Source organism: Thalassospira xiamenensis M-5 = DSM 17429 (genome assembly GCF_000300235.2).
GTDB classification, from domain to species: Bacteria; Pseudomonadota; Alphaproteobacteria; order Rhodospirillales; family Thalassospiraceae; genus Thalassospira; species Thalassospira xiamenensis.
The window spans coordinates 1,540,675-1,554,457 of the sequence record NZ_CP004388.1; the positions used below are offsets into that span (position 1 = coordinate 1,540,675).

Genomic DNA, 13,783 nt, shown 5'->3' on the forward strand with positions numbered 1-13,783 from the left:
CGTTCAGATGTCGAACGACCCGGTGCTGTCTTCGCATGGCAGCAACAGGCATAGCTCGATCCCGTCGGTGCCCTTGTCACGCAATTTGATCGATCCGCCATGTGCATCAACGATGCGCTGCGAGATATGAAGCCCCAGCGCATTCTGCATTGCGGTTGGCCCGATATCCTGGCGGAAGAGGGCGTCACTGATGCGCAGGATTTCCTGGTTGTTCAAATCTTTGCCGTGGCAGGGAATATCGATTTCCACCAGCCATTCGCCATTGCGACGAACAGTGATATGGATTGGAGATCCTTGAGCGTAGCGCCGTGCGGTTTCAATCAGGTTGGTGATCGCAAGCCCGACCAGTGTGGCATCGACATAGGTTTCAAGCTGTTCGGTCCCGACGCATTCCAGAGTGATTTCGGCATCGGCGCGCGATGTATCTGCGACAAAGTCCGTCAGCAGACGATTGACCGGCACCAGTTCGCGGGCCAGCGCAAAGTCACCGTCATCGATGCCATCCTTGTTGAGGAAAATATCCACCAGACGCGATAGTTTGCGTGCCTGATCCTGAATGCGTTGCAGGCGGTCGGTGACGTCGCTGCGGGCATCGCGCAGCCGAAGCAGCAGCATTTCGGAAGACCGTTGAATAACCGCAAGCGGTGTGCGGAATTCGTGCGAGAGCATGGAAATCAGTTTTCGCTGTTCCCCGACAAGCGATGTTGTTGCCGCGGTGACCCTGAGCATGTTCATGCGTTCCTTTTCGATCTGCGAAAGGCGGAAACCCATGAGGATGCCCATCGCGCACATATGGAAAAACAGTGTGAACTGATGCAGGCCAAGCCGGAACGGCGTGGCGGCAATCAACCCGGCATGGGTCAGTTGCAATAGCACGGCCCCGCCGATCGGGATCACAATGACAACCAGATAGACCCACAAAAGCCACTGCCTTGGTGCCCGGATGATCCGGTAGGCAACAATCAGGGACAGTGTCGTGAGTAACGCGGCATGCAGCGGCACGATATATGTGCCGTAAAGCGCATAAAAATCGGTGGTCACGGTTAGAGCGCAGGCAACCGAAAGCCCGCAATAGACTTTAGCGATCCGCGTGATCACAACATTCTGTTTGCCAAGATCAAGAATATAGAACCAGAGAAAAATGGAGGCAGCCGAGCCGACGACATTGGTCACCCCGACAATCAGGTCATTGGCATAGGGCCATTCGGGTTGAATGATCGCGAGCACAAGCCCGTTGACCGCGGATGCCAGTGTGCCAATCAAAATAACGCAGACACCATATGTCGCAATCGCACGATCCCGGACGAGAGAGCCCAGAACCGTGTAAACCACGCCGAGCATCAGGATGACACCGAAATAGATGCTCATTGCCCCGTCGCGGAGCGTCAGACTGGAAATAAGCTGATCGGTTGGCCAAAGTTTGGCGATCAATAACTGGGTGCTGTTCGATTTGGTGCGGATGAAAAGAGTATAATCACCTGGTTCGAGTGGCGGGAAGCGGTCGACATGCTGACTGCCGCGGGTGGGGCGCAGGCCTGCCGGGACATGATCGCCCATATGGCTTTGCCACAGATGGCGCGATGTTCCCTGCCTGATCAGATAGGCATCGATGAAATTCATGTAGTTTGGCTGAATTTCAAGTTGCAGGGATTGTGTCAGGCCCTGCGGAACAGACAGTTGCAGCCGGTACCAGACGCTATCGCCCGTATAGCCAAAACTTGGCACGCCGGTACTTGGGGTGAAATCATCGATTGGCAGGTTCAAAACGTCATTGAGTGTCAGATCGTTTGTCCGGTCTTCAAGCCACAGAACGTGATCATGCAAATTCACAGGGGCCGCGATGCCCGGCAGAAGGGTCAGTTTGCCGACCTCCGTTGCCGTTGCCGTTGCTGTGGCCGGGGACAGCGGGGCCGTGACCGACAGCATGGTCAGTAGCGCCAGCAGGAGCCGGAAACAGAAAAGCATCGGTCTGTTTTTCGGATGGCTCATGACGCATTTTCCGGGTCGGAGGCCGGTGCCGTCGGGGGATCAAGATTGGTCGTGCGTGCCGCTTCAATGTTGTTTTTGGTCAGTTCGCGGTCATAGGGCAGGCGGATCAGGATGGTGGTGCCACCGTTTTCGCCGACGCTGACTGTCATGCGGCCCATATGCCCGATGATGATCCGGTTGGTGATATGCAGACCCAGACCGACGCCATGGGTGCTGCCCGATCTGTTGCCACGGTAAAATGCGTCGGCAACAAGCGACAGATCATCGGGCGAAATTCCCGGCCCATTGTCGGTGACGCGGATATAGACATTTCCATCGCTGCGGTGGGTGAATCCGATGCGAACACTGGCATCCGGGGCATATTTAAGCGCGTTTTCAATCAGATTGCATATCGCGCGTTCGATCAGGGTTCTGTCGATGCTTGCGACGGTAAAATCCACCTCTTCCAGCTCAATGTCATGATCGGGCGTCTCGCGCTGACGTCGGAGGACAAGGTCGCGCAGGAACGGTGCCAGAACGGTTGGTCTGGGGGAAATACGGAAATTGGTGCTATCGAGTGTTTCCTTTGTCAGGAACACATTCACCAGTTCAGACAGTTGGGTCGCATTTCTGCGAATGGTTGCGATCCGGTTGGTTATGGCTTCCGGGGCGTCGCGAACATGAAGCGAAACCATTTCGGCGGCGCGCTGGATAATGGCCAGTGGTGTTCGGAATTCATGGGATAGCATGGTGATGAATTCGCGCTGCTCGTCGGCGAGCTGATTGGCGCGCGTACTGTTTTGAACGGCTGTGACGCGCTGGCTGGCAAGTGCGTATGTTCGGCCTGCCATGGCAATGCCGAGCAATAGCAGGTGCACAAGTGATGCCACCTGATAGCAGTTGCTGGTAAATCTGTTGGCCGGAACAAGGCCCATCAGCATCAGCAGATGCACGATTGCCGCAGCGGCGGGCAATCCCAATGCGACGAAATAGATCCGAAGCTTTCGCGCATCGGGCTTGGTCGCACCAAAATAGAACAGATAGCCATAGAGGATCATCAGCACACCGATATGGAACAGGAAAAAGCTGCGCGCAAAATGGATGTACAGGTCGCTGACCGATGTCAGGGAACACAGGCTTGCAAGTGCCGCGTAAACCGCAAGAGCGGTGAATACGGTGCGCTTGTATTTGTCCAGTTCAATGATGTAGGCCCACATCATCACACTGGTCGCAAGCGAGAAGGCCGTGCCGGCACCGGTGATGGCATCACTGGCAAATTGCCATGTGCCGGACAGAAGAAGCTGGGCATAGCCAGAAATGCCCGCCGTTCCGGCAAACAGGGCCAGAACATAAAGCCCGTACCAGACAATCGCCCGGTCGCGGATCAGCAGACCCAGCGTGAAATAGACCATGAAGCCGATTAAAAGGATGCCAAGATAAAGCCCGTACAGAAACGTATCCTGCACGTTTTCGGTGATCAGGGATGTATCGGATTTTATAGACGCATTCAAAAGCTGGGCGCTGTTGCTTGAAACGCCGATCACCAGCCAGTATTTTCCTGCCGGAAGGTTGGGCCATTCGCTTAGATGCTGGCGACCCCGGGCTTCGGATGGGTTCGGGGGGATATGATCCCCAACGACATCGTTCCAGACGGTTATCCGTGTATCGGCATCAAGGATCGCAAGCCTTATCCGGTTCAGATAAGGCGGTGAAATTTCAAGATAGCGTTTGAGTTCAAGCGGTTTTTCACCGTCCTTTGTGACAAGGATCTGCATCCGGTACCAGACGGCTTCAAGCGTGTAACCGGGGCCGGTTGATCCCATAAGCGGTGTGAAATTGTCTGCCGGGAGCATGGCGACATCGGCGGCTGTTCGAACCTGCCGTTTGGTTGACAGACGTTCGATCAGCGGTGCGAGGTCAATATCATCCTGATCGGCGGAATAGGACACGATGACAAGTTCATGAGGGCCCATATTGGCAAGGGCAGGGCGGGTCATGAAAATCATCGCGATGATGACCTGCACTATGATCCCTGTGATATAACCCTTGCGGCAACCGGTTTTCCGCAAAATGCCCCCGATTTCGGAATATTCAAACGCTTCGTATCCTAGATACCGGGTTTTAAAAGCAAGGTCATGGCTTTTATAAGCGAAGGGTAAAGGATGCGATTAACGGATCGGTTGCTTATGAAAGGTATAATCGGTCACTTGCCGGTAGCATTGCGCGGACACTTTGATATAACCGGCAGTCAGGAAAAATAACCCGCACGCCGATGTGCCGGGATGGAAGCAGAGAAGACGAGCATGAGCCGTAAATATTTCGGGACCGACGGTATTCGCGGAACCGCCAACACCGCCCCCATGACAGCCGAAGTTGCGCTTAAGGTCGGGATGGCCGCTGGCCATTATTTCACCCGTGGCGATCATCGTCATCGTGTGGTGATTGGCAAGGATACCCGTCTGTCGGGCTATATGCTTGAACCGGCCCTTGTTGCCGGTTTTACGTCGATGGGGATGGATGTGATGCTGGTCGGGCCGATGCCGACCCCGGCCGTTGCCATGCTGACCAAATCGATGCGGGCTGATATCGGCGTGATGATTTCCGCCTCGCACAATCCGTTTCAGGATAACGGCATCAAGCTTTTTGGCCCGGATGGCTTCAAACTGTCCGACGAGGTCGAACTTGAGATCGAAGCGATGATGGATAGCGACATGTCGGCGTTGCTGGTGGCTGCCGACAAGCTAGGCCGTGCGCAGCGCATTGATGATGCGCCGGGCCGCTATATTGAGGCGGTCAAATCATCGCTGCCGTCTTCGGTGACGCTTGAGGGGCTCAAGATCGTTCTGGATTGCGCCAATGGCGCGGCTTATTCCGTGGCGCCCAAGGTCCTGCGTGAACTTGGCGCGGATGTCATTGAAATCGGGACCAAACCGAACGGTCTTAACATTAATGCCGAATGCGGATCGACGCATACCCAAACCATGTGCGACCGGGTGTTGGCCGAAAAGGCCGATGTCGGGATTGCCCTGGATGGTGATGCCGACCGGGTTCAGATGTGTGATGAAAAAGGCCAGCTGATCGATGGGGATCAGTTGATGGGGCTTGTCACCACCCATTGGAAACGCACCGGGCAGTTGCGCGGCAATGCGCTGGTTGCGACGGTGATGTCAAACCTTGGTCTTGAACGTTACCTTGAAAGTAATGGGTTGCGCCTGATCCGTACCAAAGTCGGTGATCGTTACGTTGTGGAACAGATGCGCGCCCTTGATTGCAATGTCGGCGGGGAACAGTCCGGGCATATCGTGCTGTCGGATTTTGCATCGACCGGTGATGGCTTGCTGGCGTCCCTTCAGGTCCTGGCGGTTCTGGCGGATCGCGATGGTCCGGTTTCGGAAGTCAGCCGCGTTTTCGATCCGCTGCCGCAAATCCTTAAGAACGTGCGTTATGTGGCGGGTTCCGATCCGCTGTCACACAGCAGTGTGGTTGATGCGATTTCCAGTGCCGAACGGGCCTTTAACGGCGATGGTCGCGTTCTGATCCGCAAATCGGGAACCGAACCGCTGATCCGTGTGATGGCCGAAGGGGATGACGCGATCAAGGTTGAACAGATTGTTGATGGCATTGTTGCCGAAATCATGGCTGTTGCGGGTTAAGGCAGCAGGACTATCTTGAAGCGAATATCAGAAGTGCTTGGAGGTCGATCATGAAAGGTCGCGTATTGATCATTGCCGGTTCGGATTGTTCCGGTGGGGCCGGAATTCAGGCCGACATCAAAACCGTGACTGTTCTGGGTGGATATGCCGCAACCGCGATCACGGCGCTGACGGTGCAAAATACCACCGGTGTTTTTGATGTTCTGGGCATTGATCCGAAACTGATCGTCCATCAGGCCGAAGTCACGATTGATGATATCGGGGCCGATGCGATCAAGACCGGTATGCTGCATAGTGTGCCGGTGATCGAAGCGGTTGCAAAATTCATCCGGGACAAAGCCACCGATATTCCGATTGTTGTTGATCCGGTGATGATATCGCAAAGCGGATCGCGTCTTTTGAACGAAGACGCGGTTGATGCGCTGATCAAAAACATGGTGCCGCTGGCGACCGTCCTGACCCCGAATATTCCCGAGGCAGAAGTGCTTTCGGGAATGAAGATTTTGACCGAGGGTGACATGATCGAAGCCGCCCGCAAGATCGGTGAACTGGGGGCCAAGGCGGTGCTGGTCAAGGGCGGCCATGCCGACGGCGAGCGGATTGTTGATATCCTGTGGCGGCATGATGGTGATATCGAAGGGTTTGAGGCGGATCGTATTCCGTCGGAAAACAACCATGGGACGGGTTGTTCGCTTGCAAGTGCGATTGCCACCGGGCTTTCGCAGGGCATGGGGCTTAGCGATGCGGTGGCGCGCGCGCGTGCTTTCGTCCGCGAAGCGATCCGCACGGCCCCTGATTTTGGCAAGGGCAATGGCCCGTTGAACCACGCGCATCCTGTTACTGGTGAATAGTCAGAATACAACCTCCGTCGGGATTTCTAATGGCTTTTAACATTTCACACCGTACGAAGCGCCGGTTGTTCCTGATTGCGATCATCGCATTGGTTGCCGCAACCGTGGCAGAAGAATCACGGCGTTTCATTGCCGATCAGATCTGGACGGATGATGCCGCACCCTGGGAAAAGGTGACGGCGGTTTATTATCCCGATACGCAGAAACAAACCGATATCCGTATTTCGGATGCAAGGTTTGATGACGTTGCACAATGCCGAGAACATATTGCCAAGCTGGCAACTGAAAACGGGGATGCGGACCTGCAAAAGGGACGGTCAGAATGTGCCGTCGGGTTTTACCGCGATGGCACGGGCGAGGGTAGCTATCGCCTGATCATCGAATAGGACGCCGGACCTAAAGCACGTACCACAGCAGGCCGGGCAGGGCGATGGCGGCAAGGAAGCTTGAACTGATGACCACACCGGCGACTTCTTCGGGTTCGCGGTTGTAAAGCTGGGCAAACAGATAGCAGAACACCGCAACCGGCATCGAACATTGCAGGATGACGACCCCGCGTTCGATCCCGGTAAGCCCCATGGCTTCGGAAAGGCCGACGCCAACCGCAAAGCCCATCACAAGGCGCAGCATGCTAAGGGCGGTGCTGCGTGCGAGGCTGACCGGGCGGAGGCGGGCCAGTGACACACCCAATGTAAACAGCATTAACGGAATGGTCAGCTGTCCAATCAGGTTGGTCGTGTTGTAAAGCCATGCCGGGACTTCGGTATTGGTCGCAAGGAAGCCGGTTGCAATCAGGGTTGCCGGGATGATCGGCATTTTGATGATCGATTTAAGCGAGAAACTGCCCGAAACGAACGCCACCCCGATGGTCAGTTGCAAAACCACGTAAACCGCAAAGAACGCGACCGACAGCGCCAGACCATCCTGCCCGTATGCCAGCATGCAAAGCGGCAGACCGACATTGCCGACATTCGGCCAGGTCAGCGATTGCAGATAGGTCCGCGGGGCCAGTTTGAAAACTTTCAGGATTGGCCAGCCGATCAGGACGAAAATGATGTTCGCGGCAAGGGCGGCAGTCCCCATTGATACCAGCGCATCCGCACCAAGGTCGACCGTGGCAAGGGCTGCAAAGGTCAGGCAGGGGGTCGCAAAATAGGTGACGATGGATGTCACCAGGCCCGTATCGAAATGTCTGCCGGATCGTGCCCAGATATAACCAAGACCCGTGGTTATGAAAACCGGTGCAAGAATGGCAAAGATATCGGCAAACATGAAATTCAGTATCCCCAGATGGCTTGGCTCAAATGGCCCCGGGTGAAATTGTCATGACCGATAGTCGCGGGGCAAGCGAATAATGGTAATACCAGTTGGTTTTCCGCATCGCGATAAGTCGACGCAAACCTGCGTCGTGAAAACTTGTCATTCCGGATGCGGATGGTGCATGTTAGCGCGATATTGGCGCAGCTAGACAAGATACAGTGTTCGACATGAGCCATAGGAAATACGATTTCGTTCGCCGCCATTTCATTGATCCGGCTCCGCGCTGGCGCGATCAGCGCAATCCTGTGCCTGCGGTTTTTCTAGATCGCGATGGGGTGGTGAATGAAGAGGTTCACTACCTGTCAAAGATTGATGATCTAGCCCTGATCCCCGGAACCGCCAGCGCGATCAAGCAGCTTAACGATGCCGGTATTCCGGTTGTGATCGTGACCAACCAGTCGGCGGTGGCGCGTGGCTATCTGACCGAGGCGGGCCTTCGTGACCTGCATGAGGCGATGCTTGCGATGCTGGCGCGTGCGGGGGCATCGGTGCAGGGGATTTATTATTCGCCCTATCATCCCGACGGGGTTGAGGGATATCGCCGCGAAAGCGAATGCCGCAAACCGGGCCCGGCCATGATCCTTGCCGCGGCCGAGGATTTTGCGATTTCGCTGCCTGACAGTGTTCTGATCGGGGATCGCATCAATGATATCCGTGCCGGACGTGCGGCCGGAACCCACGCGGTGATCGTGCGGACCGGGCACGGAGCGAAGGAAACCACCTGGCCCGAGGCGGCAGAGGCCGACTTTATCGCCGATGACTTGCAGGCGGCTGTATCGGAATTATTCGCGCGCGGTGTTCTGGCGCGTTAGGCGCATCATAACGCGCACCAGGTTTTCCACATATCCCGGCAGGCTTCTTCAAGCTCGCGGGCGGCGGCTTGGCTGCTCATGGCCTTGCTGTTTTTCATCCGGTCGCGCATGCCGGCCCGAATGGTGGTAAGGGCGTTGATATCCTGTGTCAGAAGGAGGGCCTTTTCGACGTAGCCTTTCTGCGTTTCTGCCGCCAGTGCATCGAGCCCGATATCGGACAGCAGGCAAAGCCCCCCGCGGGATGCCGGTGTTTCCCCGACCATCGTGACAAACGGAATACCGTGCCAGAGCATATCAAAATAGCGCGCGATATCGATCATCGGGAACGGGGCCAAGCCGATATCGATTCGGGCGTAAAGATCGGGTTTGTCTTCGGGACTGACCGTACCAATCAGATTGACGCGATCCGAGTGCAGCCCGGCCTGACGCAGCCGATCCAGCATCGTCTTTTTGGCAAAGGCATCACCCAGAACATCATTCTGAATGACAAGGCGGCTGCCCTTGATCTTGTTTAAAACACGCGCAAAGCAGTTCAGGCTGGCGTCGCTGATGTTTGATAACCGGTCAAAGCAGCCAAAGGTCACGACCTCGTCAATTGCCGCCGGAAGAAGGCTTAGCGGGGCGGCATCATCGGCACCGGCATAGGCGAAAGGTCCTGATCCCAGATGCTGCACATTTTCGCAAAACAGCTTGTTTTCGGCAGGTTTGGCCGGGATCGCACGATGATGGACAAGGATATAATCCATCTGGCTGATGCCGGTTGTCATCGGAGCGATACTGGCCTGAACCGGGGCAGCGCGATGGGCAAATACCGTGATCGGCTGATTGGCGACCGGACCGGTCAGGTCAAACAGGATGTCGATCCTGTCCTTGCGGATGCGCTCAACGATCTGAAGCGGACTTTGGCCGTAAACCTCGCGCCAGCCATCGGCCATGACCTGCCATGAACGGGTGGTTTGGTCCGGGCGCGGGGTGGCCGAATACAGAAACAGTTCGACCTCGTTGCGGTTAAGGTGCCGGGCGACACCTGATAGAAGGGCGAAGGAAGCATGTTCGCAAAAATGCGGTGACAGCCATCCGATGCGAAGCCGTTTATCAATCTGTTTGCTGTTGATGAATTTCGGTTCGGGCATTGTCGGCATGTGGCTTCGTGCCCATTGGCGGGCCTGTTTAAGATATTCGACCCCGCCGATATCGGGCAGCCTGGCAACCGCTGCCAGAAGGGCTGTGTGGGCATCCGCATTTGCCGGGTGTTTTTCCACAAGCACGGTCAGTTCGGCAATCGCGCTTGCAATATCGCCGCACCGCAATTCGATATCGGCAATTTCAAGATCGATTTCGATCCTGCCCTTGGCAAGGCGCTTGGCGGTTTTAAGGATCGCGATGGCCTTGGCATAATCGCCCTGTGCCGAGAGCGCGCGGCCCAAACCGTGCAGGGCCGGGACATGACGGGGATCAATGCTGAGCGCGCGTTGATACAGGTTTTGCGCCATGCCGGGATAGCCAAGCCGCAGCGAAACATCCCCGACACGGCAAATCATATTCGGGGTGATGCCGGCGGCCTCGGCGGCGCGGTCAAGCGATGTCAGGGCGGCCTCTTCCTGTCCCAGTGCGTGCAATGCCTCGCCAAATAACAAAAGGCCTTCGTAATGATCGGGTTTAAGGCCCAGCAACCGCCCCAGAAGATCAACCGTCTGTCCGATATGGCCGCGTGGCATTTCAAGGCGGGCGAGATGATAAAGGGCAGTGGGGAAATCGCCGTGATAGCTGATGGCCTGGCGGAATTCGTCGATGGCCTTTTCGATCTGTCCGGCGCGTTCCAGTGCAATCGCGAAATTGCACCGAACGGCAGGATTGGCACCAAGCCGGGGCAGGCAGCTATCAAACAGTTCAAGCGCCTCGCGGTGGCGATCAATGCCGGTCAGAAGAGTCGCCAGCAGATGTTCGACTTCGGGATTTCCGGGCGAAAGCGACAGGGCACGACGGTAAATCTTCTCGGCCTCATCAGGACGGTTGCCTTCATGCGCGCTTAGTCCACGCCTGAGCAGGGTCTTGAGATCGGCCGACATCGATATGCTTTACCTCGTAAGATGGACAGTCCTGATCGCTGTCATATGGGGCAGCATGCAGAAAAAGGAACGTTCTGTCATTGCTTTAAAGCATTTCATCGTTTCAGGAAAAAGAATGATGGCGCCGTAAAAAGCATAAAAAAAAACCCCGAGCCTGCAAGCAGGCCGGGGTGAGAATGGGAGTGGGAGAATCGCCTGGCGGCGATAATCACCTATTAAGATATGGATTGTGGTCGAGGCCGTCGCCTATCTAATGGGATAGCATTTTGGGTCTTTCGGGTAGGTTGGCTAGGGGAAGGTGGTGGAATTCCCGAAACTTAACCCGGTGATTGAAAGTGCTGCCTTGTAAAGGGCTGCTATCTTTCAGGTAGCATTCGTTCCATATGGCGCAAAAACACGAAATTTTCGGGCAAAAAACTGTCATTGGGCGCGAAGACTGTGCTAGAAGCCCTAAATATGTGACAATGATAAATACCCCGCGAAGATAGAGAGGTTCGACCATGCCGGAATATCGGTCCCGTACAACCACCCATGGCCGCAATATGGCCGGTGCGCGCGGCCTTTGGCGCGCCACGGGCATGAAGGATGAAGACTTTGACAAGCCGATCATTGCGGTCGTCAACAGCTTTACCCAGTTCGTCCCCGGCCACGTTCACCTGAAAGACCTTGGTCAGATGGTGGCACGCGAAATCGAAGCCGCTGGTGGTGTTGCCAAGGAATTCAATACCATTGCCGTTGATGACGGTATTGCGATGGGCCATGATGGTATGCTTTACAGCCTGCCGTCACGTGAAATCATCGCGGATTCCGTCGAATATATGGTCAATGCCCATTGCGCGGATGCGATGGTCTGCATTTCCAACTGTGACAAGATCACGCCGGGCATGCTGATGGCCGCAATGCGCCTTAACGTTCCGGCGGTGTTCGTTTCCGGTGGCCCGATGGAGGCCGGGAAGGTCACCATCAATGGTCAGGAACGTCATCTTGACCTTGTTGATGCTATGGTCGAAGCCGCCGATCCGAAAATCTCGGACGAACAGGTTGCTGTTGTCGAACGGTCGGCATGCCCGACCTGTGGTTCGTGTTCCGGGATGTTTACCGCCAACTCGATGAACTGTCTGGCCGAGGCTCTTGGTCTTGCGCTTCCGGGTAACGGTTCGGTGCTGGCAACGCATGCCGCGCGTCAGGAACTGTTCCTTGAGGCAGCGCGCACATCCGTCAAGCTGGCACGCCGTTATTACGAGGAAGAAGACGTTACCGCGACCCCGCGCGGCATCGCAACGTTCAAGGCCTTTGAAAATGCCATGGCGCTTGATATTGCGATGGGCGGTTCGACCAATACGGTTCTTCATCTTCTGGCTATCGCCAAGGAAGCGGAGGTCGATTTTACCATGGCGGATATGGATCGTCTGTCGCGCCAGATTCCGCATCTGTCGAAGGTTGCGCCCTCGCATCCGCTATATCACATGGAAGACGTTCATCGTGCCGGCGGCATCATGCGTATTCTGGGCGAGCTGGAACGCGGTGGGTTGCTGCATACCGATGTGCCGACGGTTCATAGCAAAACCATGGCCGATGCCCTTGAAAAATGGGACATCCGGCGCACCAAGAACGAAGCGGTGCATAAATTCTTCCGCGCCATGCCGGGGGGCATCCCGACCCAGACCGCGTTCAGTCAGGAACGGTATTGGGATGATCTTGACCTTGACGAAAAAGAAGGCTGTATCCGCGATATCGAACATGCCTACAGCAAGGATGGCGGTCTGGCGGTTCTGTTTGGCAATATGGCGGTCAATGGCTGTATCGTTAAAACCGCCGGTGTCGATGCCAGCATCCTGAAATTTACTGGTCCGGCCGTGATCTGCGAAAGCCAGGACGAGGCGGTTGCCAAGGTTCTGGGGGGCGAGGTCAAGGAAGGCGATGTTGTCGTCATCCGTTATGAAGGCCCCAAAGGGGGCCCGGGCATGCAGGAAATGCTGTATCCGACCAGCTATCTGAAATCGATGGGGCTGGGCAAGGCCTGCGCGCTTGTCACCGATGGCCGTTTCTCGGGCGGGACGTCGGGGCTTTCGATTGGCCATGTATCGCCCGAAGCCGCGGCAGGCGGGGATATCGCATTGATCGAGCCGGGCGATATCATCGAAATCGATATTCCGAACCGTTCGATTAAAATTGCGGTCGATGACGCGGTTCTGGCTGCACGCCGTCAGGAAATGGAAGCCAAGGGCAAGGATGCTTGGAAACCGGCCAAACCGCGCAAACGCAAGGTGACAACGGCCCTTCGTGCCTATGCCGCGCTTGCAACCAGTGCCGATCAGGGTGCGGTTCGCGATGTAACGCAGGTCGAATTTTAAGTCGTCCAGACCATAACATCAAAAACGCCGCCCGGTTCGCCGGGCGGCTTTTTGTTTGGGGTATCAAGAATGATCAGGGTTTGCGAAGCGTGCTGAACCCGTGTGCAAAGCTGTGGCCGAGGTTGGGCAGGGCATTGGCAATCGCCTGAACGGCAAAACCGATAAATAAAACCCCGGTGGCGCGAACAATCCAGATTTCGTGGCGCTGATACATCCGGCGCAACACGCCAAGTCCGACAATCCAGATCAGGATCAGATCGGCGACCAGAAACCCGACGGCAGACGCCAGCAACAGCCCCGTCATGCTGTCCCAGCCAAGCGACGCGGCATCCTGTGCCAGGAGGGCTGTGAACATCGCGACCGCGACTGGGTATCCCTTTGGGTTGGTGATACCGAAAATGATGCCGCGCCGCCACGGGTGGAGGACGGTCATGCTCACCGCACCATCGACCTTGCGCTTTGCCGTCACGGCGCGAATACCAAGCCAGAACAGGTAGACCCCGCAAATCATCGCCAGAATATCAAACACCATCGGATCAAGGACACGGGACCCGATGATCGCCACCAGCGCCAGACTGGCCCACATGATGTCCCCGGCAAAATGCCCGAACAGGAAACCGGCACTTGCCTTTCGCCCCTGTGCGGCACCAATGCCCAGCATCGCCAAAAAGGCCGGGCCGGGTGTCAAGGTATAGATGGCGGCCGCGACCATCGCCCCGATCAGCATCGATATTTCCATGATCTTCTCCCCAATGC

10 protein-coding genes are annotated in these 13,783 nt (G+C 56.1%); 5 read left to right on the forward strand and 5 right to left on the reverse strand.

The genetic code is table 11. The features are described 5' to 3' along the window. Positions 1-3 precede the first annotated feature (3 nt). Both TH3_RS07250 and TH3_RS22330 read right to left on the reverse strand, forming a co-directional pair. The gene (locus TH3_RS07250; protein ID WP_007092126.1) at positions 4-1,989 is read right to left on the reverse strand and encodes a sensor histidine kinase; all 1,986 of its coding nucleotides are present in this window, start codon (positions 1,987-1,989) and stop codon (positions 4-6) included. Next, positions 1,986-3,992, reverse strand: coding sequence for a sensor histidine kinase (locus TH3_RS22330; protein WP_007092125.1), 2,007 nt, complete (start codon positions 3,990-3,992; stop codon positions 1,986-1,988). The genes TH3_RS07250 and TH3_RS22330 overlap by 4 nt, the downstream gene beginning before the upstream one ends. Positions 3,993-4,271: 279 nt before the next feature. Here TH3_RS22330 and glmM point away from each other — a divergent pair, with 279 nt between their 5' ends. The 3 genes from glmM to TH3_RS07270 are packed head-to-tail and all read left to right on the forward strand — an operon-like array spanning position 4,272 to position 6,858. Beyond that, complete coding sequence (gene glmM, locus TH3_RS07260; protein WP_007092124.1) at positions 4,272-5,621, forward strand: phosphoglucosamine mutase; 1,350 nt, start codon at positions 4,272-4,274, stop codon at positions 5,619-5,621. Between the two features lie 50 nt (positions 5,622-5,671). Next, positions 5,672-6,472 (forward strand): bifunctional hydroxymethylpyrimidine kinase/phosphomethylpyrimidine kinase, encoded by an 801-nt coding sequence (gene thiD, locus TH3_RS07265; RefSeq protein WP_007092123.1) that lies wholly within the window; start codon positions 5,672-5,674, stop codon positions 6,470-6,472. A gap of 29 nt (positions 6,473-6,501) precedes the next feature. Then, positions 6,502-6,858, forward strand: a complete 357-nt coding sequence (locus TH3_RS07270; protein ID WP_007092122.1) for a hypothetical protein — start codon at positions 6,502-6,504, stop codon at positions 6,856-6,858. Between the two features lie 10 nt (positions 6,859-6,868). On the opposite strand, the gene TH3_RS07275 is transcribed toward TH3_RS07270, so the two are convergent. Beyond that, a complete protein-coding gene (locus TH3_RS07275) occupies positions 6,869-7,744 on the reverse strand; it encodes an AEC family transporter (RefSeq protein ID WP_007092121.1) in 876 nt (291 codons plus the stop codon). 215 nt (positions 7,745-7,959) lie between these two features. Between TH3_RS07275 and TH3_RS07280 the strand changes: the two genes are divergently transcribed. Beyond that, positions 7,960-8,604, forward strand: a complete 645-nt coding sequence (locus tag TH3_RS07280) for a D-glycero-alpha-D-manno-heptose-1,7-bisphosphate 7-phosphatase (RefSeq protein ID WP_007092120.1) — start codon at positions 7,960-7,962, stop codon at positions 8,602-8,604. 5 nt (positions 8,605-8,609) lie between these two features. Here TH3_RS07280 and TH3_RS07285 read toward each other — a convergent pair whose 3' ends face one another. Further along, the gene (locus TH3_RS07285) at positions 8,610-10,673 is read right to left on the reverse strand and encodes a tetratricopeptide repeat protein (protein WP_007092119.1); all 2,064 of its coding nucleotides are present in this window, start codon (positions 10,671-10,673) and stop codon (positions 8,610-8,612) included. 500 nt (positions 10,674-11,173) lie between these two features. Here TH3_RS07285 and ilvD point away from each other — a divergent pair, with 500 nt between their 5' ends. Next, a complete protein-coding gene (ilvD, locus tag TH3_RS07290; RefSeq protein ID WP_007092118.1) occupies positions 11,174-13,027 on the forward strand; it encodes a dihydroxy-acid dehydratase in 1,854 nt (617 codons plus the stop codon). Between the two features lie 73 nt (positions 13,028-13,100). Here ilvD and TH3_RS07295 read toward each other — a convergent pair whose 3' ends face one another. Continuing rightward, positions 13,101-13,766, reverse strand: a complete 666-nt coding sequence (locus TH3_RS07295) for a LysE family translocator (RefSeq protein WP_007092117.1) — start codon at positions 13,764-13,766, stop codon at positions 13,101-13,103. Positions 13,767-13,783: the final 17 nt, after the last annotated feature.